The following is a 15665-nucleotide window of genomic DNA, read 5'->3' on the forward strand; positions in this document are numbered from 1 at the left end:
TGTCGAGCCGCCGCTCATGCTTTGATCGTGAAAATTCTCTCGGGCTTCCCCGGCACGTCGTCATCGAAGACGGCGACCGCCAACGATCCAGTCAAAAAGGCGCCAGTGTCGAGATTGCACCGCCCTTCGAGGATGACCGGGCCGTCCTCGAACGGGGTGTGACCGTGGACAATGTAGCCGTCTGGGTGGGCGACATCCTGGTACCGCTTGCACCGGTACCAGAGAAGCATCGCTTCGGTTTGCTCGCACATCGGCTTTGTGGAATCAGCGCCGGCGTGGACGAATATGCGCTTGCCGTCGGCGTAGTATTGGGGGAGAGCGTCGGCCCACATCAGATATTCTATTGGCACCGAACCACCGAACGACTGCAGTGTTTCACGCCCGCCGTTTCCTATCCACCAAGACAAGTCGGCTTGCCCACGAAGGCAGGCCACCATCATGTCCTCATGGTTCCCTTTCAGACAGACCCACCGCCACCGATCGTCCTGTGGTCCTGCCATAAGACGATCCATGACCTGCTTAGATGCCGGCCCACGGTCTATGTAATCTCCCATAAATACAACGGTTCCGCCCGTCGGGCTGGTCTCGGTTCTTTCAAGCGCGGACTGGAGTAAGTCGAACCTGCCATGAAGATCGGCTATGACGTAGGTCTTGCTCATCGCGCAGCCTCCATATCCGTGACTTTGCGCTCAACTTGTATCGTCTTTCCGCCGCCCATGAACAGTCGTTCGGCCTTGACCCGCGCCGCCGAGGACGGCTTGTTGGTCGCCTCGAAGGTCTCGCCGCGGATCTCGCGACCGTTCATGAATGCCACCATGTGCTTCAGGCATTCCTGTGCGGCCTCGCCTTCGGTGTGAAAGACCTTCCGCCTGTCGCCGATGTCCATGACCGGTGACGGGTGACCGTCGCGGCAGAGGCGGATCATTGCCCAGTAGCCGAAACCACCAGGGACGCGACGAGGATAGGCGCTGTATCGGTTCATGCGTCACCTCGCGCCGCTTCGATCTTGCGGATGGCATAGAGGCATGTGGTGTGATCTCTTCCACCGAAGAGCCGACCGATGGCGGGGAAGCTCAACCCGAACAGCTCGTGGACCTCCCACATCAGCAGATGACGGATAGCGGCAGTCTTTTTCCGCCTGTCGCTTCCGACAATGGCTTCGAACCGAATGCCTATTTCCCTGCATCGGTCCTTGATGTGAACCTTCGCCGGGTTCATTGCGATTTCGATCTGCCGGCTCTTTTGCTGGACCACGTGGGCATCGAATAGCGTTTCCTGAACGATCCATGCCGGGCGGGTCTCGCGAGGCGGAATGACGAGCGCTGTGACGACAGACGTGTCTTTGACGATCGCTGTCAGCCTCCCCCTCGCTCTCGGCTTGAAGCACCTGGCGTGAACTGCGACGGCAAAGGCTCGCATCTCGGCTGCACTCGTAAACTCTCTGGCTGCGACGATCATCTGAAACTCCGCTCTGATCTCGCCTTTTCGGCGGCTAGGTACTCTTCTCGGGATTGAGGTTTCTGCAGGTGGGCAAGGCCGTTGGGCTTGGGTGGCCTGTCCGGTGGGCGGGCCGGAGCGTCGTTCCAACGATCGTCCGAAAGCCATTTCACCGGTGAGCACCACTGGCGATCGTCGGTCTTGGCTGCATAGGCCCTGACACCGGCCATGATCTGATTGAGGTTGGCGCGCTTCACGGCTTGGGAGAAAGCCCTCTCCGCAGATGGCTTGCCGATCTTGTTGGGATAGGCTTCCCAAAATATTTCGAAGTCGATATCGACCCCAGGCGTGCTCGCGTCTTCCGAAGGAAGGCTGGTTATGGTATCTGGAAGATGCTGTGGCTCAAGCATAGCATTTGCTAGGCGTGCTTCTTTATCTTTCAACGCCTTAGCTCGCCCACCTGCTTCCCCGGCGGAACTCCTCGATTGAGATTTACTCTCGCTTTTTTCAAGCTCTTTCGTCAGACGATTGTGGCGGATTGAGTCGCTGTCGATGTCGAAGAATGACATCAAGTCATCGGCGATCGCCTTCCACTTCTTCACTGACATGCGGGTTATGCGAGCGAGCTTTGCTTCGTCAGATGGCAGCCTGCCGCCAGCGTTCCACATTGCCATCAATAGCAGCATGTAGGCGCCGATCTGCTCGGTGGAGAGCTGCAGAGTGTCGCCGATGAAGTCGGAGACGTAGAGCTGCATGAATGGGCGCTCGCTCATATGCACACCTCCACATCGATGACGGCGGCATGGCCCTGCAGGTCATCTGCCCATCGCGCGGTGACGCATTCGACCAGGCTGTCATCCTGAACGACGCCAGCCTTCACCAGAGCATCGGAGATCGGCTTGATGATGTTGTCGATGTCACGGGCGCGCTTCGATCGCCAGTGGCGCTGGGCGACGATGGAGAGGCGATACGGACCCTCGACATTGCCGACCCCCTGGGACGTAATTTCTGCGACCGCAGCCTTGCGCCAATCCGAATAACTATCGCTCTTGACGCTGACGACCTTGCCTTCCTTGATGAAGCTCTTTCGAAGCCCGTTCGCGGACGGCGGCATGTTGGTGATGAGGATTCGGGCGGACGCAACGGCCTTCGGTTCGACGAACTGCTTTCGGTATTGCTTGGCGGACATACGCTCGGTCATCCGCGCCTCCGGCTGTACTGGCTGCGCTTGGCGTGGCGTCGTTCAAGCAGTTCGTTGATGAGGCGATCAGCTTCAGCCGGCGCGATGCCGAGAACTTCGGCGATACGCTCGACGTCTGGACCATATTTCGAATAGGCTTCGAGGAAAGTCATGCCTCCGCCCCAAATTTTCCGGTTTCGTCGCCCCATGCCGTCCAACCCAGCCGGTTGGTGCGGCTGAAAAGATCTAGCCGGTTCGCGCGCGGCATCAGGCGCTCGGCCTCGTGATATGCCTCCTCTGGCTTTTCGGAGTGCTCGCGAACCTTGCCATGAATGACTGATCGCGTTGATTTGGTCAGTTTCGGCTGGCCCCGCTTGGCGATGATGAACGGCTCATGCGATCCGCGCAGGCCGTAGCCCGTCCCAAACCATACCTTGTCGTGCTTGGTCATCTTTACCCAGACGCCTTCCGTGCAGTAGGTGAAGCCCCACGCACGAACGGTTGTCAGTTGCTGCGGAAGCATCGGCGCCGTGCCCCAAAGCCAGAGAGTGCAGTTGGGAGCGGCCAGATCGAGAACCGGCATGGCGTTGATCTCGTCGAGCGGCATGGTCTTGTAGTGAGCCTGAGCCGACTTGCCCTCACCCTTCTCCGATCGCACCGCGAAACGCCACGGCGGATCCGCCATGATGAAATCGAAGCTGTGCGGCTGTAGGTCACCGAATGGCCATGTGTCTTGGAAGAGCCTCATGCTGCCCCCCAAGAATTTGGCCGGATCATCCTCTTGGAACAGAACTCCCTAATATACGTTTTTGAGGACCCTGCCCCACGGAGGACGCCATGATCACCATCTGGGATGCGAACGTCGAATTGAAGATAGATGAGCGTTATCACGTCATTAGGAATGCTAGAGAGGCGGTCGCATTTTTGAAGAACAACTGGCCCGAAGACAAAAGCACGAGCTGCGCGAAAGCGCGGAAAATATGCCTGGACGCGGCGAATGGCGTTGCTACGGATGCGGAAGCGCGGGCTGCGTTTGAGGCTGCGGCGAAGGAGGCCGGCATCCTGCAAACTTAACGTCTCTTCATTCGAAGTGAGAAACTTGATCATGCTGCCTTCCCTCTCCTATCGAGAGCCTTCACATACGCCGCCTTGATCTCCTCAAAGCGGGCGATGTCGTATTCCTTGGTTTCGATCTCTCCCTCAGGGCGAGGCTTCTTCGATCTGTGGCCGAAATTATCCAGCCAGGTCACGGCGCTGGCGATACGGCGGTCGAGCCACGCGATCATTTCGGAGGGCTCGGTCACGCCACCGCCCTCGCCTGTTCAACCGCAAACCCGGCCCACTGCTCGGCAGCCGCAGTCATCATCTTCGGGAAAGATCGGCTGCGCATTCTGGCGCGCTCCGGACCTGGTGGCATGCGGTGGACACGGTTCCATGCCCTCCATTCGTCAGATCCGCGCTCCGGCTCCACAAGCATACCTGTCGCTTCAAGCTCTGGAAGATTGCGCAGATACCAGCCGGTGGCCTTGTATTCTGGGTGGCCGAACCAGAACGGCTGCACGATTTGCGGCTTGGGTAGATTGTCCGGCATCCGATCTGCAGCCAGGTCATTCATCTCCGGGTTTTCTGCCGCTACTCGATCAATAGGAGCGTTCCAGCAGGCTTCGAAGATGGATACACCCTCTTCAAATTCGTCCTTCATGCTTTGCCATGTCCGGCCTTGTGGGAGCTGCTTTGGCTCCGTCCATTTCCCGGGGCCGGACATCCAACGCCGGCCGGATCGGCACAGGCGGGTGCAAGGAGGGTGCATTACCGCGAGCAAGTCCCATCCCTCGTTTAGGATTCCGGCCCGAATGTCGCAGACTATGTGGCGGTTTGATCCGTCTTCGGCCGGGAGGATGTCACATGACCAAACGTCATGGCCGAGTTCGGAGAAGGCCCGGCGAGCTATGCCGCTGGTCTCACAACCGATGAGGATGCGCAAAGGGCGAAGATCTAAAGCAAGCTGCTGCATGTGGTCTCCTCAGTCCTCCATGATCCACTCGGCCCTATCGGCCCACTTATTCGCCCGCGCCCGCCACCTGTCCGCCAGACGCGCGCGCACCGAAAGCGGCAACCTTTTTGTCCAGCGCAGCCAGACGGGCGCGTAGTTCCTGTTGCTCACGGTGAGCCTCCTCGATGATCGCTAACTTGAGCGCAGCCATTTCTTCGGCATCGATCCGTCGGGCAGTGCCTTCACGGATCGAGCGAATTCTTCTTGGTGTCAGTTCCTTGGAAACCTTCGGGCGGACGAAGCGATATGCCGCAAATATCGCTCCCTTCACCGAGCCGTAACGCTGCTCCGGGAAGGCCTCTCTCAGAAGGTTTTGTGCATAAAAAGCGTCAGTCATAACCTTGGCCCTGTTTGCCGAGTCCTTGTCATTGTTTGACAACACCTTGTCCGTCTCCTGTGCGATCACTGGTCTCGTTAGGGAGACTTCCGATGCACAGGACTGATGATGAACACGACAGAGGGGAAAGCCTTGCAGGGCCTTCGCCCTCTGTCGTCGGCCCGCCTCGGGAGCAAACCGTTATTCCATTCCGCAGAACCAGTTCCGCCGCTGTTCCTGGTTCTGCTGCTGGTGGCGATCCGCCGTCGCCGCCAGCCTCGTTTCAAGATCTCGGATCCGTCACTCAAGCCGTCGTCATGCGACTGGCGAATAAGAGGATCCGGTTGAAGGTTCTCCGGGCCGTCGGGGAGGAGATCGACGACCCGGAGCGTTGACGAGCCAGTTGGGGCCGCTCATCAATCCGCGAAGCGCATCATGCGCAGGAAGAACCAGGCGATAGGCACATAGAGAAGCGCCCCGCCGATTATGGCGATGGTGGTGGTCATGGTGCTTTCTCCGGTCTCGAAATCTGTTTCCGATCCAGCCCGACGCCGCGTTCGATCGCGCGTTGGGCCATGGCGTCTGTGTGTGACGGATGAAGGATTGGCGTCATGCTGCCACCCCTGCATCACGAGCAGCCCGGAGGCACGACCCGCAATGAGTGCTGCCATATCCACCGCAGTTGTCGCCCGGCTTTCTGCAGTGCGGACGCAAGCGCTTGCTGGCCGGAGCGACTTGAACGAGAGCTCCGGCCGTTGCGGCGGTAGAGGATTGAGCGTTTACATGATCGCCTCCTGCGTTGGCGCCGACGCTTTCGGCGGCGGAGCTTTGGCCTTCGCTGCGATCCTCAGTCGGATCGGTCTCTGCTGCCTGCCACTCGTTCCAGAGGACAGACGAATCCGGGGCGGACGACGACGGTTCAACGTCAGCAACGTTCGCCAGTCGGGCCTTGCCCTTCACTGCAGCGATTGCGTCGTCGTCCGATTGGGAATTGGTGGAGAGGTCGGACGAAGCCGCCTCTCCTTCTTGGTGGCCCTCACGATCCGCAAGCGTCCCGGCTCCGGTCCCGGCAGGAGAGGCTTCGGCTTGCGGACCTACCTCTGGGGACGGCTCATCGTTATTCGAGGGCCTCTCTGGTGCATTCTGCACTTCCGCCTCTTCCCGCTCGATCATGATATCGACGGCAGCGGTCAGCGCAGCGCGACTGGCTTCGGTCTGCATACCATCGACGACCTGCTTGATGAGCTTCGGGCTGACTGGCGTATTGACGAACTCGCCCGTGATCGGGTCAAATTCTTCAATGTTTTCTCGTGCGTGTGCATGCACGAGACCGGTACCGTGGACGGCGTCCCAGTACGTCTCGAACACAACATCTTCCTCGACGCGCTTGTTGTCGTCGAGCTTCCGGCGCGAAACCACCTTCTTGATTGCCTTCACGTCGAAGCCGTTACCCCGAGCATCTTTGTAGATGTCGGACTTGTCGGCGTTCAGGTCTGCGATCTCGGCTTCGAGGCGCTCCACGCGTTCGACGATGGTTTTGAGCTGCAGACGGGCGATACCCTGAGCGTCGGTCATGCGGCCACCTCGGAAGCGGCATTCGAACTCAGGGTCGTAGAAAGGAACAAGTCGCCTGGAATTTCCATTCCGGTCGCCTTCGCATGTGCCCAAAGCTTCTGCGCTGGCCTCAGGGGAATAATGCCGTCGGTGCCGCCCTTTTCTTTGGGCTGCGTCCATCGGTACACTCGGGTACGATCCGAGCCTGTGATCTGTTGGACAACATCAGGCCCGCCAAACAGATCAATGATCGAGGCAGCCGGTTCGAGCTTTTCAATGGGTGCGTTCGTTTCCATGAACGGACTATGCGATAATCGCACATATCGCGTCAAGCAAATTGTGCTTCAATCGCACGAGACCGAGCATTTTCGTTGTGCGAAAATGCCACATGCTTGAAGATCCGTATAAAAAGTGGGTTATCGAAAACCTCGAAAAGCCTGGCATGTCCCAGACGGGATTGGCCAAGGCGCTTGGACTGCACCCCTCCGCAATCAACAAGGTGGTCAGTGGCAAGAGGCAGCTGAAGTCGCACGAGGTAGCGGGAGCAGCCTCCTATTTCGGAGAAGACGCTCCGAATACCGAGTTAGTGCCGGTGACAACGGGGCTTGTGGTCGGTCGTGTGGCAGGTGTCGTCGAGGCCGGTGCTTTCCGCGAAGTGGACGAGTTCGACCAGTCAGAACACATCGAGGTCATACTGCCCCGGGACGACAAATTCCCGCACGCAAGGCAATTGATCTTCGACTGCAGCGGCGACAGCATGAACGATTTGCGTCCACGTCCAATCTTCCCAGGCGATCGCCTCGTCTGTATTTCCTACGAGGACGTTGAGCACCTGGTCGAGCTGAAGTCCGGCATGGTGGTGGTCGTTGAACGAACGCGAGACGGCGGCCACTTCCGCGAATGGTCAGTCAAGCAGCTCGAGGTGTTTCCCGATCGAGCCGAATTTCATCCTAGATCGACAAACGGGAAGCATAAGCCGATTATCGTTAAGCGGGATTACGAGGCCGACGACGGTGTTACCGTCCAAGTCATTGCTCTTGTCCGCCGCGTGATGAACGAGATGCCGGGGTTTTAGGATGACCACTGATCGCTTCAATGAATGTCTTCGTGTTATCCGCTGGACGCCCATCAACATCGCATCGGCGCTCCAGTGTGAACTTTCGTGGATAGAGGCGTTGGAAGCCGGGAACGAGGAAATCCCCTCAGGACTTGCGGTATGGCTGGAAACTCTAGCGAAGGTGCATGAGGGGCTTCCTCCGCCAACAACATATCGCGGCAACCACGCGAAGGCGTGAGCTAAGCCGCGAAGTGTCGAAGGCCGTGTAGATCGAACTCCTTACAAGCCTGGGCGATATCCTGTAGCACCCAGCGCTTCGGCTCGACGCACATCCGGCTCCTGCCTTCATCGTCCAAGAAATTCATGATCGGAACGATGCAGAATTCATCCTCGTCACCAACTGGTGCGAACGCCGCGACCTTAAATGTGAGCCCAGGGAAACGGTTTCCAAGGTAATGCTCGAACCGCTCTTTCGCCGCGGCAACAGCTACGCGCCGCTCGTATGGCGGCACGATGATGAACTCGATTACGTCTCTCTCAGTAGTCATACGAATTTCCTCCGCAGATCCCAACCAGCCGGCCAATCACCCCACTGCAGGGCTGGCACCGGAACGGGATTTTCTCCAGGTAAACACTCTCGATAAGCTCTTCAGCATCTCGCGGCACGTCATCGCCGATTGGCATATCGACGACCTTAACGCTGTCTCTCATGCAGTTCTCGCACCTGATGTGAAGCGTGAACGGCGCTGCCCGTCTCAATGCTGCATAGCCCATTTTGTTCTCCTTTCGTTCTATAAAAGCAGAGCAAGGGCGAGCTGTCGAATCGATTCTGCGGTCGTCACGTCCAAATATTTTGTGCGATTATAGCACTTTTAATGCTTGCGTTTTTTGTGCGATTATCGCATAATTCACTCATCGAAAACACACCGCCGATCTCCTTAGGGACGAAGAAGCGGAACCGAGGAGCGGACAATGCAGCATGCACGAGACATCGCTACCGAACAGAGCAAGCGGGACCTTCGCTGGTGTGAAGCACACACCCTCGCTGCCTGCGACCAGTACATGGCGATTGAAGCGCAGCGGTCTGGCGCGATCGGCTTCGCTCACGTCCGCAAGCCGGAGAACGCTATCCGCGGGGAGAACTGGCTGTACGGGGCTATGTCCGTCGTCGAGGGTCACTACCGCTACGCTCGTGAGATCATGGGCATCGCCGACGCGGATCAGCTCTATGCGTGATGCCGCCTCGCTTCTTCAGGCCGAGTTTTATCAGGCCGACGCCGCGGCTGAATATGCCGACGCCATGCGCCGCCGGGACATGAACCCGACCGCCCTCGCCTCGTCGATCACCGACAATCAGGAAGACGGCGCTGTCTTCAGCCGGAAGGCTCGTGAGCGCATGGGTGTCTACGACAGGGACCAGTTCTATGCGTGAGGCTCAATCCTACCTCGATCGCGCCAAGGCCATCAACGCCAAGGTCGAAGTAGAGCGCCAGCGCATGATCGCCGGTCTCAATCAGGTGGTGATCGTCATCGTCATGCTTTCCGTCGTCGGCCTTTGGGCGCTTTCGCAGGCCGACCAGCAACTCAAAACCAAAGCCCTTGAAAATCAGGAGAACATCTCATGGAGAAGGTAGAACCAAACCTCTGGGCTTGGTGGCAGGAAGCACTTGCCGGTCGGCTCGGTCCGATCCACGACGGCGACCCACAGCAGGGTTTCTATCGCACGCGCTTCAAGGACAAGCCGTGGGAGCCTGTCGCTATCTGGTTCGAAGACGGCAACTGGTTCGCCATGCGCGGCGATCACACGATCGACGCGTCTGACATCTGGACTTGGTGCTGCCGAAACCCAATCACTCACGAAGCCTATACCATGGCCATAGAGGGCGGTGGGTGGGACGACGAGCCTGAGGCACCGATCGGCCATAACCGGCCGACCGATCTCGACCCCTACCAGGCTCTCCTCCACGAGTTCGCCTCCGAGAAGGAGCAGGCCGAGGCTTTCATGAAGAAACCGATCACGATGCAGGCTGAGGCCGACCGCGCCGCGATCTGGTCAAAGCGCCTGTCGACGATCGCGAAGAAGGCGACCGATCTTCACAAGGTTGAAAAGCAGCCGAGCCTCGATGCTGGTCGCGCTGTCGACAATAAATGGCGCGACCTCAAGGAAGAGCCGGATGCACTCAGCAAGAGGCTGAAACGGCACATGGACGCCTTCCTGCAGGAAGAGGCGCGCAAGGAGCGCGAGCGGCAGGCTGCGGCACGAGCAGAGGCTGACCGCATCCAGCGTGAAGCCGACGCCGCCCGCATCGCAGCGGAGAAGGCAGCAGCGAGAAACGACAACGACAGCACTGCCGACGCAGCGTCGATCGCCGAGCGGAACAATGCCATCGCTGAAGCCGAGCGCCTTTCACAGCAAGCAGCGCAGGCCGAGCGCGATGCGCAGGCCCGAAACGCCAGCGCAGGCCGGACCGGCGCCAAGGTTTCGCTCCGCACCTTCGTCTTCGCCGAAGTTACCGACTTCGACGCGCTTCTCATGGCGCTGAAAGACCGGGTTGAAATCCGCGAGGTTGTTGAGACGCTCGCCAACCGCGCGGCGCGCTCGGGTGTCGAGCTGGCAGGCATGAAGATCGCATCCGAGCAGAGGGCCGCATGATGACTGAGGTAACCAGCACCACCAGCCCCCTCGCCGTCGCCGCCATCCAGTTCAAGTGGCAGAAGGACGGAAAGACCTACGACTACTTCATTCCGGAAGGCATGACGGTCAACGTCGGCGACAAGGTCGTCGTCGAGACCACGCGCGGTGAAACCACAGTCGAGGTCATGGAGATCAAGGCCGACTCTGACAAAGCGCAGAAGAAGATCATTCGAGTCGTCGAGCAGGTAGCCGAAGGAGCAGCGGCATGAACGCGCTCGTTCCGGCACTCGCAGGCGGCGGGACCGTCCTCGCCATTGTCCCTCAAACCTTTGAAGAAACCATGCGCATCTCGCGGGCCGTGGTCGCCTCTGGCCTCGCCCCCGCCGCGCTGATCGGCAAGCTTGAGGGCGATGACGCAGCGGCAGCGGTTGCGGTTGCGATCATGTCTGGCGCCGAGCTTGGCCTGAAGCCGATGGTCAGCCTTCGGAGCTTCACCGTCATCAACGGCAAGCCCGCCCTTTACGGCGATGGCCTGATCAACGTCGTCCGCATGTCGGGCAGGGTCGCCTATCTCCGGACCGGCTGCGAAGAGCGCGGCGGGAAGATGATCGGCTATTGCGAGGCCAAGCGTCTCGATAGCGGCGAAGACAAGCGCGTCGAGTTCTCGCAGACCGACGCTGAGCGCGCCGGGCTGTGGCAGACCAAGGCCGTCGTCACGAAGTGGAATAAGTGGGACAAGAAGAACGAGGAAAAGCCGAACGATAGCCCTTGGTATCGGTTCCCCCAGCGCATGCTAGCATGGCGCGCAGCTGGCTATTGCCTGCGCGAACTGTTCGGCGATGTGCTCGGCGGTATCCGCGATGAGTTTGAGGCCCGCGAAATCGCCGATCTCGATGAGATGCGTGTCGTGTCGCCCCCGGTATCCGAAAGCAAGCCCACACCGCCGAAGCCACCGAAGCCTCCCGCTCCACCGGCCGCCAAGACGATCGACGCCGATCCGGTGGTGGACCAGAAGCAGCGAGAAGGCGAGTTCGCCCTCGGCGATTTCCTCGACGAGATTGAAACGGCTTTGTCCGGCGCCAACGACGAGGCTGACGTCGAGGAGATCTGGAACGACTTCGACGCGCCTGCCGTGCTTGAGACGGAAGGTCATGCCGACACGATCGATGCCGCATTCGCGATCAAGACGCGCCGCCTCGCGCAGCTTTCGCCGATGAACGGCGGCTGACATGGGCAGAGCGCTTCTCGTCCTGGCAAACGCAGATTTCCGTCAGAAGGCGATCGACTGGATTCGTCGCGCGCCAATGGATACCCGCGTCGAGTTCAAGGGCCCGAAGCGCACCCTTCCCCAGAATGACCGCATGTGGGCCATGCTGACCGATTTATCCGGCCAGCTCGCCTGGCACGGGAAGCGCCTGGCACCAGACGATTGGAAGTTGGTGATGCTCGACGCCCTGCGCCGGGAGACCCACGAGCAACTGCGGATCGTCCCGAACACCGACGGGACCGGCTTCGTCAATCTCAGCACGTCGTCGTCAGACCTTTCGAAGGAGGAGATGACGGCTCTCATCGAAATCATATTCGCCTTCGGCGCCGACCACCGCGTCGAGTGGTCTGAACCTCAACAACACAAAAGGGGAGCAGCATGAGAACGGCAGAAGACTACCTCCGCAAGCATCCGCGCGCCTTGCCGACCACCCTCGCCTTCATCGATCGACGAAACGAAATGGTCGAAAGGCTCAACCGCGAGCTCGAAGCCAAGAAGGCCGCTGAGCAGCCGGCGCATAAGTCGATCATCGATCGGTTCATCCCCCGGTTCGGGAGGCGCGCATGAGCCGGTCAGTTGATGAATGGATCGGCAAGACCGACGATTCCAGAGTGCCGGACCGGGTGCGCATCCGCGTATTCGAGCGCGAGGGCGGCGTCTGCCACCTCTCCGGCCTTTCGATCGATAAGGTTCGCGACGAGTGGGATCTCGACCACAAGGTCGCGCTCATCCTCGGTGGCGAGCACCGGGAGAGCAATCTCTTCCCTGCCCTTCGCCAGCACCACCGGAAGAAGACCGCCGTCGAGATGGCCGTGAAGTCGAAAATTGCCAACGTGAAGAAGAAGCACTTTGGCTTCGGCAAGTCTAAAGCTGGCGGTTTCCAGTCCCCTTTCAAGAAGAAGCTGAACGGCGATGTCGTAGACACTCGCACTGGGGAGATCGTGGGCCGATGACCGATGCTGCAGGACTTAAGCCATGCCCGTTCTGCGGCGGAGAGAAGATCCGAGACGGATACATCCGCGACGGTCGCCGGATCTATTGCGCGGATTGCTCCGCATCGGTGACTGCATTTCAGCCCGAAGCGTCGAACCGTGCCGCCGCCCTTTGGAATTGCCGTCCCGCCGAGCTAGCGTACTACTGCACCATATCCGACAAGCTTTCCCGCGTCCTCCAGACCGTGACGAACGACGATACGTCCGTTGCTGGGTCGAAAGAGCGTGAGCGGTTTGTGGAGCGGACGAACCTCTTGGTCGAATGCATGGGGTCGGATGCGACCTCTACGCATGTGGTGGAGGGCGACGAGGTCCTCAAGAACCTCGGCTTGACCACCACAACCCTACGGGGCAAGGTGGCTGCAACTGGGGGGACTGATGTCTCACTTCCTAACCATCGCCAGCGTGTTTCAAATATGGGTTGGCATCGTTCTAGCTTTCGCCGGGATGATCTCAGTCGGCTCCATGTGCATTGGTTTTGGGGTTTTGTCCTTAGGACTGGCCGCCATCGCCTATCGGCTGAAGCGACAACGTCCGAAATAGGCGATGCCATGGCTTTGGGAGTCCGGCTTCCGAGCGCAGCAAAGGCCCATCGCAGGGTTGGCGATGGGCCTCTAGGCCAGTACAGGAACAACAAGCCCGATGATCAACCGTCTGCTGGCCTGAATGTTCCATCCTCTGCACGGACGGTGGTTGCCGCCCCTGTGGACGATTCCGGTGGAAAGCGGGGATAACATGGGCACCACCGTTGATCTCACCCGCAATGTGCCCCGCCTTGGACTGAACAGGTCCGAGGTCGCTCTAGCCATCGGCGTGAGCGTGAACACGGTCGATCTCATGGTCGAGGAGGGTTTTCTTCCGAAGCCGCGGAAATGGCATACCCGAAAGGTGTGGCTTGTCGCAGAGGTCGCCACCGCTATGTCTGAGTGGCCTGAGGACGGCATTCCGAAGCAGAGGGAAGACGCTGACGACGGTGATGACTGGCGGGCGTCTGCATGACAGACGTGGCCAATATCGATCTGCCTTACGTGGAGAAGAACAAGAGCCGCCATGGCTCGACGCGCTACTATCTGCGCATCGATGGCGCCCGCATCTGCCGGCTGCCGGACGATATCAACAGCGAAGAGTTCGCCTCAGCCTATTGGAAGGCCCGTAAGGCCGCAAAGCCGGCCGTGGAGCGCGTTGGCGAAGCGAAGGCAATATCTGTCGTCGTGAAGCCAAACAGCTTTAGGTGGCTCTGTATGGAGTATATGCGCAGCAATGCGTTCATCACCCTCGACCAGTCGACGCAGACGCGCCGCCGCAACATCATGGAGAGCATGTGGGCGGAGCCATTGAGCGAAAAGGACGACAGGACGTTTTCGGATATCCCGCTGCCCAAATTAACCGTGTCGCACCTTGAGGTCCTTCGCGATCGGAAAAGGGAAGCCCCGTTTGCTGCCGACGAGCGGCTAAAGGTTCTGCGCCAGGTATTCGACACCAAGAAGGACGGCAAACCGATCACGGCGAACATCGCTCGACTGGTCGATCCCTTTAACGAGCATTCCGACGGGCACGAGACGGCCACTCCCGACGACATTGCGAAGTTCATCGAACATCATGGCACCGGATCCAAGGCGGTGCTCTACGTCGCTATCCAGATGTACACCGGCTTCCGCGTGTCCGATCTCGCGGTCCTAGGCCCGCAACACCGCCGCAAGGACGCCTTCAAGCTCCGCCTGTTCAAGAACAGGAACCGGACGCCCGTCGATATCGACATTACCATCCACCCCATCCTAGAGGCCGTTCTGGCCACGCACACGGTTACGGCAATGACCTATCTCGTAACTGAGTTCGGAAAGCCGTTCAGCGTGAAGGGCCTGGGCAACAGGATCTCCGATTGGTGGAGGCAAGCCGGTATGCCCCACCTCACCTCGCATTCGGTGCGCAAGGGACTTGCAACGGATGTCGCCCACAACGAGGCGACCGACAGCATGCTCGAGGCGATGTTTGGCTGGAAGGATTCGAAAACATCGAAAATTTACACGCGAAACGCGGAGAAAGCGCGCCTCGCTAGACAGACGGTTGAGAAGATCAACTGGGATGGAATCGGTTCAAAGCTGCTGCCGCTGAAGGACGGAACCGAAGGCTGAAACGGGAACGCATTGCCACACCTAGCTTTTGGTGTGGCGGAACGGTTCAAGTCCAAACTGCCACACCTGAGATAATGTGCAGCAAAACCAGATACCTAAATCGTGGGAAAAGAAGGTTGGAGGCCTCGCCCGGAATTGAACCGGGGTGCAAGGATTTGCAGTCCTCTGCGTCACCACTCCGCCACGAGGCCTCACGCGGTCGAAAAAACGAACCGTGGCGGTCGTTTAGAACCATCCTAGAGAAATCGCAAGAGGGTTCATTCTGAATATGGTCGTTTTTTATTCTGACTAAGCGTTGCGCGAACGTTCTTCCACAGGCTTAAGCTCTTGCTCCCGAAACCGACCAAAAGGGATCGCCGAGTAGTCGCCATGCCTCATGGAATATAGAAGACCGCGTAGAGGTATCTCCCTTCGTGCAGGAACTCCAGAAGCTCGGACAATGGGATCAGTGCTATCAAGAAAAGGGCGTCGCGGAACGCAGTGGTCAAAGACGACGTGCGGAAGGTGACTTCTGCGCCGAGCTTCATCAGCAGCGGATTCGGCACAAAGAATGGAGTTCGTGCCGCATAGTCGTCATAGACAGAGCCGAATTTCGATCTCAGATACTCGCTTTCGCGCCGCGCGGCATAGGCGAACAGAAAAAAGAAAATTGGCACGAAAATGGCTGTTATCAACGCGGAACCGATCATCAAGCTGACGCCGAGGATCGCCAGCATCGACGACACGTAGAGCGGATTCCTGGTTATCGAATAGGGACCGGTGACGATCAGGTGCCGGTTCTTGCGTTGGCCGATATACAAAGTTGACCAGAGACGGCCCAAAACACCGGCGATGACGAGAATGACGCCAATGTTCTCAAACAGTTCGTGCAATGCTGTTCCTACATACAGCGGACGAGCAAGGAATATGAGTGCAAAAAAGGCTGTCGTTGCGAGCCAAAGGCCGCCGATGCGCCTCTTCTGAGAGAATGGTTTTTTGGTATTCAGAACCTCCATGAGAATGCCCCTCCAACGCGCGCCCGCAGTCGCACGGGTTGCGTTCT

At 59.0% G+C, this 15665-nt stretch carries 29 protein-coding genes and 1 tRNA gene; 15 read left to right on the forward strand and 15 right to left on the reverse strand.

The genetic code is table 11. The features are described 5' to 3' along the window. Nucleotides 1-14: 14 nt before the first annotated feature. The 7 genes from ASC97_RS14060 to ASC97_RS14085 are packed head-to-tail and all read right to left on the reverse strand — an operon-like array spanning nt 15 to nt 3365. Complete coding sequence (locus ASC97_RS14060; protein ID WP_057468927.1) at nt 15-659, reverse strand: metallophosphoesterase family protein; 645 nt, start codon at nt 657-659, stop codon at nt 15-17. Next, nucleotides 656-982, reverse strand: coding sequence for a hypothetical protein (locus ASC97_RS14065; RefSeq protein ID WP_057468928.1), 327 nt, complete (start codon nt 980-982; stop codon nt 656-658). Before ASC97_RS14065 ends, ASC97_RS14060 begins: the two co-directional genes overlap by 4 nt. Continuing rightward, on the reverse strand, nt 979-1458 hold the full coding sequence (locus ASC97_RS14070; RefSeq protein ID WP_057468929.1) for a helix-turn-helix domain-containing protein: 480 nt from the start codon (nt 1456-1458) through the stop codon (nt 979-981). The genes ASC97_RS14065 and ASC97_RS14070 overlap by 4 nt, the downstream gene beginning before the upstream one ends. Then, the gene (locus ASC97_RS14075; protein ID WP_443216743.1) at nt 1455-2192 is read right to left on the reverse strand and encodes a YdaU family protein; all 738 of its coding nucleotides are present in this window, start codon (nt 2190-2192) and stop codon (nt 1455-1457) included. The genes ASC97_RS14070 and ASC97_RS14075 overlap by 4 nt, the downstream gene beginning before the upstream one ends. Before the next feature lie 14 nt (nt 2193-2206). Beyond that, entirely contained in the window at nt 2207-2638 is a 432-nt protein-coding gene (locus ASC97_RS14080) for a RusA family crossover junction endodeoxyribonuclease (RefSeq protein WP_057468931.1), read from the reverse strand. Further along, the gene (locus ASC97_RS34645; RefSeq protein WP_200959466.1) at nt 2635-2790 is read right to left on the reverse strand and encodes a hypothetical protein; all 156 of its coding nucleotides are present in this window, start codon (nt 2788-2790) and stop codon (nt 2635-2637) included. Before ASC97_RS34645 ends, ASC97_RS14080 begins: the two co-directional genes overlap by 4 nt. Continuing rightward, nucleotides 2787-3365, reverse strand: a complete 579-nt coding sequence (locus tag ASC97_RS14085; RefSeq protein WP_057468932.1) for an MT-A70 family methyltransferase — start codon at nt 3363-3365, stop codon at nt 2787-2789. The genes ASC97_RS34645 and ASC97_RS14085 overlap by 4 nt, the downstream gene beginning before the upstream one ends. A gap of 89 nt (nt 3366-3454) precedes the next feature. Between ASC97_RS14085 and ASC97_RS14090 the strand changes: the two genes are divergently transcribed. Beyond that, nucleotides 3455-3691 carry a DUF982 domain-containing protein gene (locus tag ASC97_RS14090; protein ID WP_057468933.1) on the forward strand — a complete coding sequence of 79 codons (237 nt, stop codon included), beginning with the start codon at nt 3455-3457 and terminating at the stop codon, nt 3689-3691. Nucleotides 3692-3720: 29 nt separating this feature from the next. Here the strand turns inward: ASC97_RS14090 and ASC97_RS14095 are convergent, their stop codons facing one another. From ASC97_RS14095 to ASC97_RS14115, 4 genes are all read right to left on the reverse strand, one after another. Next, entirely contained in the window at nt 3721-3921 is a 201-nt protein-coding gene (locus ASC97_RS14095; RefSeq protein ID WP_057468934.1) for a hypothetical protein, read from the reverse strand. Continuing rightward, entirely contained in the window at nt 3918-4319 is a 402-nt protein-coding gene (locus tag ASC97_RS36055; RefSeq protein ID WP_338012527.1) for a hypothetical protein, read from the reverse strand. The genes ASC97_RS14095 and ASC97_RS36055 overlap by 4 nt, the downstream gene beginning before the upstream one ends. 358 nt (nt 4320-4677) lie before the next feature. Continuing rightward, nucleotides 4678-5052: a hypothetical protein gene (locus ASC97_RS14105; protein WP_082530010.1), complete on the reverse strand. Its 375-nt coding sequence runs from the start codon at nt 5050-5052 to the stop codon at nt 4678-4680. 543 nt (nt 5053-5595) lie between these two features. Continuing rightward, the gene (locus tag ASC97_RS14115) at nt 5596-6561 is read right to left on the reverse strand and encodes a DUF2312 domain-containing protein (RefSeq protein ID WP_057468937.1); all 966 of its coding nucleotides are present in this window, start codon (nt 6559-6561) and stop codon (nt 5596-5598) included. Between the two features lie 367 nt (nt 6562-6928). Between ASC97_RS14115 and ASC97_RS14125 the strand changes: the two genes are divergently transcribed. Together ASC97_RS14125 and ASC97_RS14130 are read left to right on the forward strand one after the other, a co-directional pair. Next, nucleotides 6929-7615, forward strand: coding sequence for a LexA family protein (locus ASC97_RS14125; RefSeq protein WP_057468939.1), 687 nt, complete (start codon nt 6929-6931; stop codon nt 7613-7615). 1 nt (nt 7616) lies between these two features. Beyond that, a complete protein-coding gene (locus tag ASC97_RS14130) occupies nt 7617-7835 on the forward strand; it encodes a hypothetical protein (protein ID WP_057468940.1) in 219 nt (72 codons plus the stop codon). A gap of 1 nt (nt 7836) precedes the next feature. Here the strand turns inward: ASC97_RS14130 and ASC97_RS14135 are convergent, their stop codons facing one another. Next, a complete protein-coding gene (locus ASC97_RS14135) occupies nt 7837-8145 on the reverse strand; it encodes a hypothetical protein (protein WP_057468941.1) in 309 nt (102 codons plus the stop codon). Next, the gene (locus ASC97_RS14140; RefSeq protein WP_057468942.1) at nt 8135-8371 is read right to left on the reverse strand and encodes a hypothetical protein; all 237 of its coding nucleotides are present in this window, start codon (nt 8369-8371) and stop codon (nt 8135-8137) included. The genes ASC97_RS14135 and ASC97_RS14140 overlap by 11 nt, the downstream gene beginning before the upstream one ends. A gap of 198 nt (nt 8372-8569) precedes the next feature. Between ASC97_RS14140 and ASC97_RS14145 the strand changes: the two genes are divergently transcribed. The 12 genes from ASC97_RS14145 to ASC97_RS14200 are packed head-to-tail and all read left to right on the forward strand — an operon-like array spanning nt 8570 to nt 14623. Continuing rightward, on the forward strand, nt 8570-8833 hold the full coding sequence (locus tag ASC97_RS14145) for a hypothetical protein (protein ID WP_057468943.1): 264 nt from the start codon (nt 8570-8572) through the stop codon (nt 8831-8833). Next, nucleotides 8826-9029 carry a hypothetical protein gene (locus ASC97_RS14150; RefSeq protein ID WP_057468944.1) on the forward strand — a complete coding sequence of 68 codons (204 nt, stop codon included), beginning with the start codon at nt 8826-8828 and terminating at the stop codon, nt 9027-9029. The genes ASC97_RS14145 and ASC97_RS14150 overlap by 8 nt, the downstream gene beginning before the upstream one ends. After that, nucleotides 9022-9231: a hypothetical protein gene (locus ASC97_RS14155; protein ID WP_057468945.1), complete on the forward strand. Its 210-nt coding sequence runs from the start codon at nt 9022-9024 to the stop codon at nt 9229-9231. The genes ASC97_RS14150 and ASC97_RS14155 overlap by 8 nt, the downstream gene beginning before the upstream one ends. Then, nucleotides 9219-10250, forward strand: a complete 1032-nt coding sequence (locus tag ASC97_RS14160) for a hypothetical protein (protein ID WP_057468946.1) — start codon at nt 9219-9221, stop codon at nt 10248-10250. Before ASC97_RS14155 ends, ASC97_RS14160 begins: the two co-directional genes overlap by 13 nt. Next, complete coding sequence (locus tag ASC97_RS14165) at nt 10247-10501, forward strand: hypothetical protein (RefSeq protein ID WP_244481461.1); 255 nt, start codon at nt 10247-10249, stop codon at nt 10499-10501. The genes ASC97_RS14160 and ASC97_RS14165 overlap by 4 nt, the downstream gene beginning before the upstream one ends. Next, nucleotides 10498-11460 (forward strand): hypothetical protein, encoded by a 963-nt coding sequence (locus ASC97_RS14170; protein WP_057468947.1) that lies wholly within the window; start codon nt 10498-10500, stop codon nt 11458-11460. Before ASC97_RS14165 ends, ASC97_RS14170 begins: the two co-directional genes overlap by 4 nt. A gap of 1 nt (nt 11461) precedes the next feature. Beyond that, nucleotides 11462-11881, forward strand: a complete 420-nt coding sequence (locus ASC97_RS14175) for a recombination protein NinB (RefSeq protein WP_057468948.1) — start codon at nt 11462-11464, stop codon at nt 11879-11881. Then, nucleotides 11878-12066 carry a hypothetical protein gene (locus ASC97_RS14180; RefSeq protein ID WP_057468949.1) on the forward strand — a complete coding sequence of 63 codons (189 nt, stop codon included), beginning with the start codon at nt 11878-11880 and terminating at the stop codon, nt 12064-12066. The genes ASC97_RS14175 and ASC97_RS14180 overlap by 4 nt, the downstream gene beginning before the upstream one ends. Further along, a complete protein-coding gene (locus tag ASC97_RS14185) occupies nt 12063-12452 on the forward strand; it encodes an HNH endonuclease (protein WP_057468950.1) in 390 nt (129 codons plus the stop codon). The genes ASC97_RS14180 and ASC97_RS14185 overlap by 4 nt, the downstream gene beginning before the upstream one ends. Next, nucleotides 12449-13225, forward strand: a complete 777-nt coding sequence (locus tag ASC97_RS36245; protein WP_057468951.1) for a Lar family restriction alleviation protein — start codon at nt 12449-12451, stop codon at nt 13223-13225. The genes ASC97_RS14185 and ASC97_RS36245 overlap by 4 nt, the downstream gene beginning before the upstream one ends. A gap of 1 nt (nt 13226) precedes the next feature. Further along, entirely contained in the window at nt 13227-13490 is a 264-nt protein-coding gene (locus ASC97_RS14195) for a hypothetical protein (RefSeq protein ID WP_057468952.1), read from the forward strand. Beyond that, on the forward strand, nt 13487-14623 hold the full coding sequence (locus ASC97_RS14200; RefSeq protein WP_057468953.1) for a tyrosine-type recombinase/integrase: 1137 nt from the start codon (nt 13487-13489) through the stop codon (nt 14621-14623). The genes ASC97_RS14195 and ASC97_RS14200 overlap by 4 nt, the downstream gene beginning before the upstream one ends. A gap of 117 nt (nt 14624-14740) precedes the next feature. On the opposite strand, the gene ASC97_RS14205 is transcribed toward ASC97_RS14200, so the two are convergent. After that, nucleotides 14741-14814: transfer RNA gene (locus tag ASC97_RS14205), tRNA-Cys, on the reverse strand. A 183-nt stretch (nt 14815-14997) separates the two neighbouring features. Beyond that, nucleotides 14998-15495: a methyltransferase family protein gene (locus tag ASC97_RS14210; protein WP_162246688.1), complete on the reverse strand. Its 498-nt coding sequence runs from the start codon at nt 15493-15495 to the stop codon at nt 14998-15000. Nucleotides 15496-15665 lie beyond the last annotated feature (170 nt).

Source organism: Rhizobium sp. Root1203 (genome assembly GCF_001424945.1).
GTDB lineage: Bacteria > Pseudomonadota > Alphaproteobacteria > Rhizobiales > Rhizobiaceae > Rhizobium.

Bases quoted from the DNA above. Each gene is read 5' to 3' on its own strand.
- ASC97_RS14060 (WP_057468927.1), bottom strand. From the start codon at position 659: ATGAGCAAGACCTACGTCATAGCCGATCTTCATGGCAGGTTCGACTTA.
- ASC97_RS14065 (WP_057468928.1), bottom strand. From the start codon at position 982: ATGAACCGATACAGCGCCTATCCTCGTCGCGTCCCTGGTGGTTTCGGC.
- ASC97_RS14070 (WP_057468929.1), bottom strand. From the start codon at position 1,458: ATGATCGTCGCAGCCAGAGAGTTTACGAGTGCAGCCGAGATGCGAGCC.
- ASC97_RS14075 (WP_443216743.1), bottom strand. From the start codon at position 2,192: ATGCAGCTCTACGTCTCCGACTTCATCGGCGACACTCTGCAGCTCTCC.
- ASC97_RS14080 (WP_057468931.1), bottom strand. From the start codon at position 2,638: ATGACCGAGCGTATGTCCGCCAAGCAATACCGAAAGCAGTTCGTCGAA.
- ASC97_RS34645 (WP_200959466.1), bottom strand. From the start codon at position 2,790: ATGACTTTCCTCGAAGCCTATTCGAAATATGGTCCAGACGTCGAGCGT.
- ASC97_RS14085 (WP_057468932.1), bottom strand. From the start codon at position 3,365: ATGAGGCTCTTCCAAGACACATGGCCATTCGGTGACCTACAGCCGCAC.
- ASC97_RS14090 (WP_057468933.1), top strand. From the start codon at position 3,455: ATGATCACCATCTGGGATGCGAACGTCGAATTGAAGATAGATGAGCGT.
- ASC97_RS36055 (WP_338012527.1), bottom strand. From the start codon at position 4,319: ATGAAGGACGAATTTGAAGAGGGTGTATCCATCTTCGAAGCCTGCTGG.
- ASC97_RS14115 (WP_057468937.1), bottom strand. From the start codon at position 6,561: ATGACCGACGCTCAGGGTATCGCCCGTCTGCAGCTCAAAACCATCGTC.
- ASC97_RS14125 (WP_057468939.1), top strand. From the start codon at position 6,929: ATGCTTGAAGATCCGTATAAAAAGTGGGTTATCGAAAACCTCGAAAAG.
- ASC97_RS14130 (WP_057468940.1), top strand. From the start codon at position 7,617: ATGACCACTGATCGCTTCAATGAATGTCTTCGTGTTATCCGCTGGACG.
- ASC97_RS14135 (WP_057468941.1), bottom strand. From the start codon at position 8,145: ATGACTACTGAGAGAGACGTAATCGAGTTCATCATCGTGCCGCCATAC.
- ASC97_RS14140 (WP_057468942.1), bottom strand. From the start codon at position 8,371: ATGGGCTATGCAGCATTGAGACGGGCAGCGCCGTTCACGCTTCACATC.
- ASC97_RS14145 (WP_057468943.1), top strand. From the start codon at position 8,570: ATGCAGCATGCACGAGACATCGCTACCGAACAGAGCAAGCGGGACCTT.
- ASC97_RS14150 (WP_057468944.1), top strand. From the start codon at position 8,826: ATGCGTGATGCCGCCTCGCTTCTTCAGGCCGAGTTTTATCAGGCCGAC.
- ASC97_RS14155 (WP_057468945.1), top strand. From the start codon at position 9,022: ATGCGTGAGGCTCAATCCTACCTCGATCGCGCCAAGGCCATCAACGCC.
- ASC97_RS14160 (WP_057468946.1), top strand. From the start codon at position 9,219: ATGGAGAAGGTAGAACCAAACCTCTGGGCTTGGTGGCAGGAAGCACTT.
- ASC97_RS14165 (WP_244481461.1), top strand. From the start codon at position 10,247: ATGATGACTGAGGTAACCAGCACCACCAGCCCCCTCGCCGTCGCCGCC.
- ASC97_RS14170 (WP_057468947.1), top strand. From the start codon at position 10,498: ATGAACGCGCTCGTTCCGGCACTCGCAGGCGGCGGGACCGTCCTCGCC.
- ASC97_RS14175 (WP_057468948.1), top strand. From the start codon at position 11,462: ATGGGCAGAGCGCTTCTCGTCCTGGCAAACGCAGATTTCCGTCAGAAG.
- ASC97_RS14180 (WP_057468949.1), top strand. From the start codon at position 11,878: ATGAGAACGGCAGAAGACTACCTCCGCAAGCATCCGCGCGCCTTGCCG.
- ASC97_RS14185 (WP_057468950.1), top strand. From the start codon at position 12,063: ATGAGCCGGTCAGTTGATGAATGGATCGGCAAGACCGACGATTCCAGA.
- ASC97_RS36245 (WP_057468951.1), top strand. From the start codon at position 12,449: ATGACCGATGCTGCAGGACTTAAGCCATGCCCGTTCTGCGGCGGAGAG.
- ASC97_RS14195 (WP_057468952.1), top strand. From the start codon at position 13,227: ATGGGCACCACCGTTGATCTCACCCGCAATGTGCCCCGCCTTGGACTG.
- ASC97_RS14200 (WP_057468953.1), top strand. From the start codon at position 13,487: ATGACAGACGTGGCCAATATCGATCTGCCTTACGTGGAGAAGAACAAG.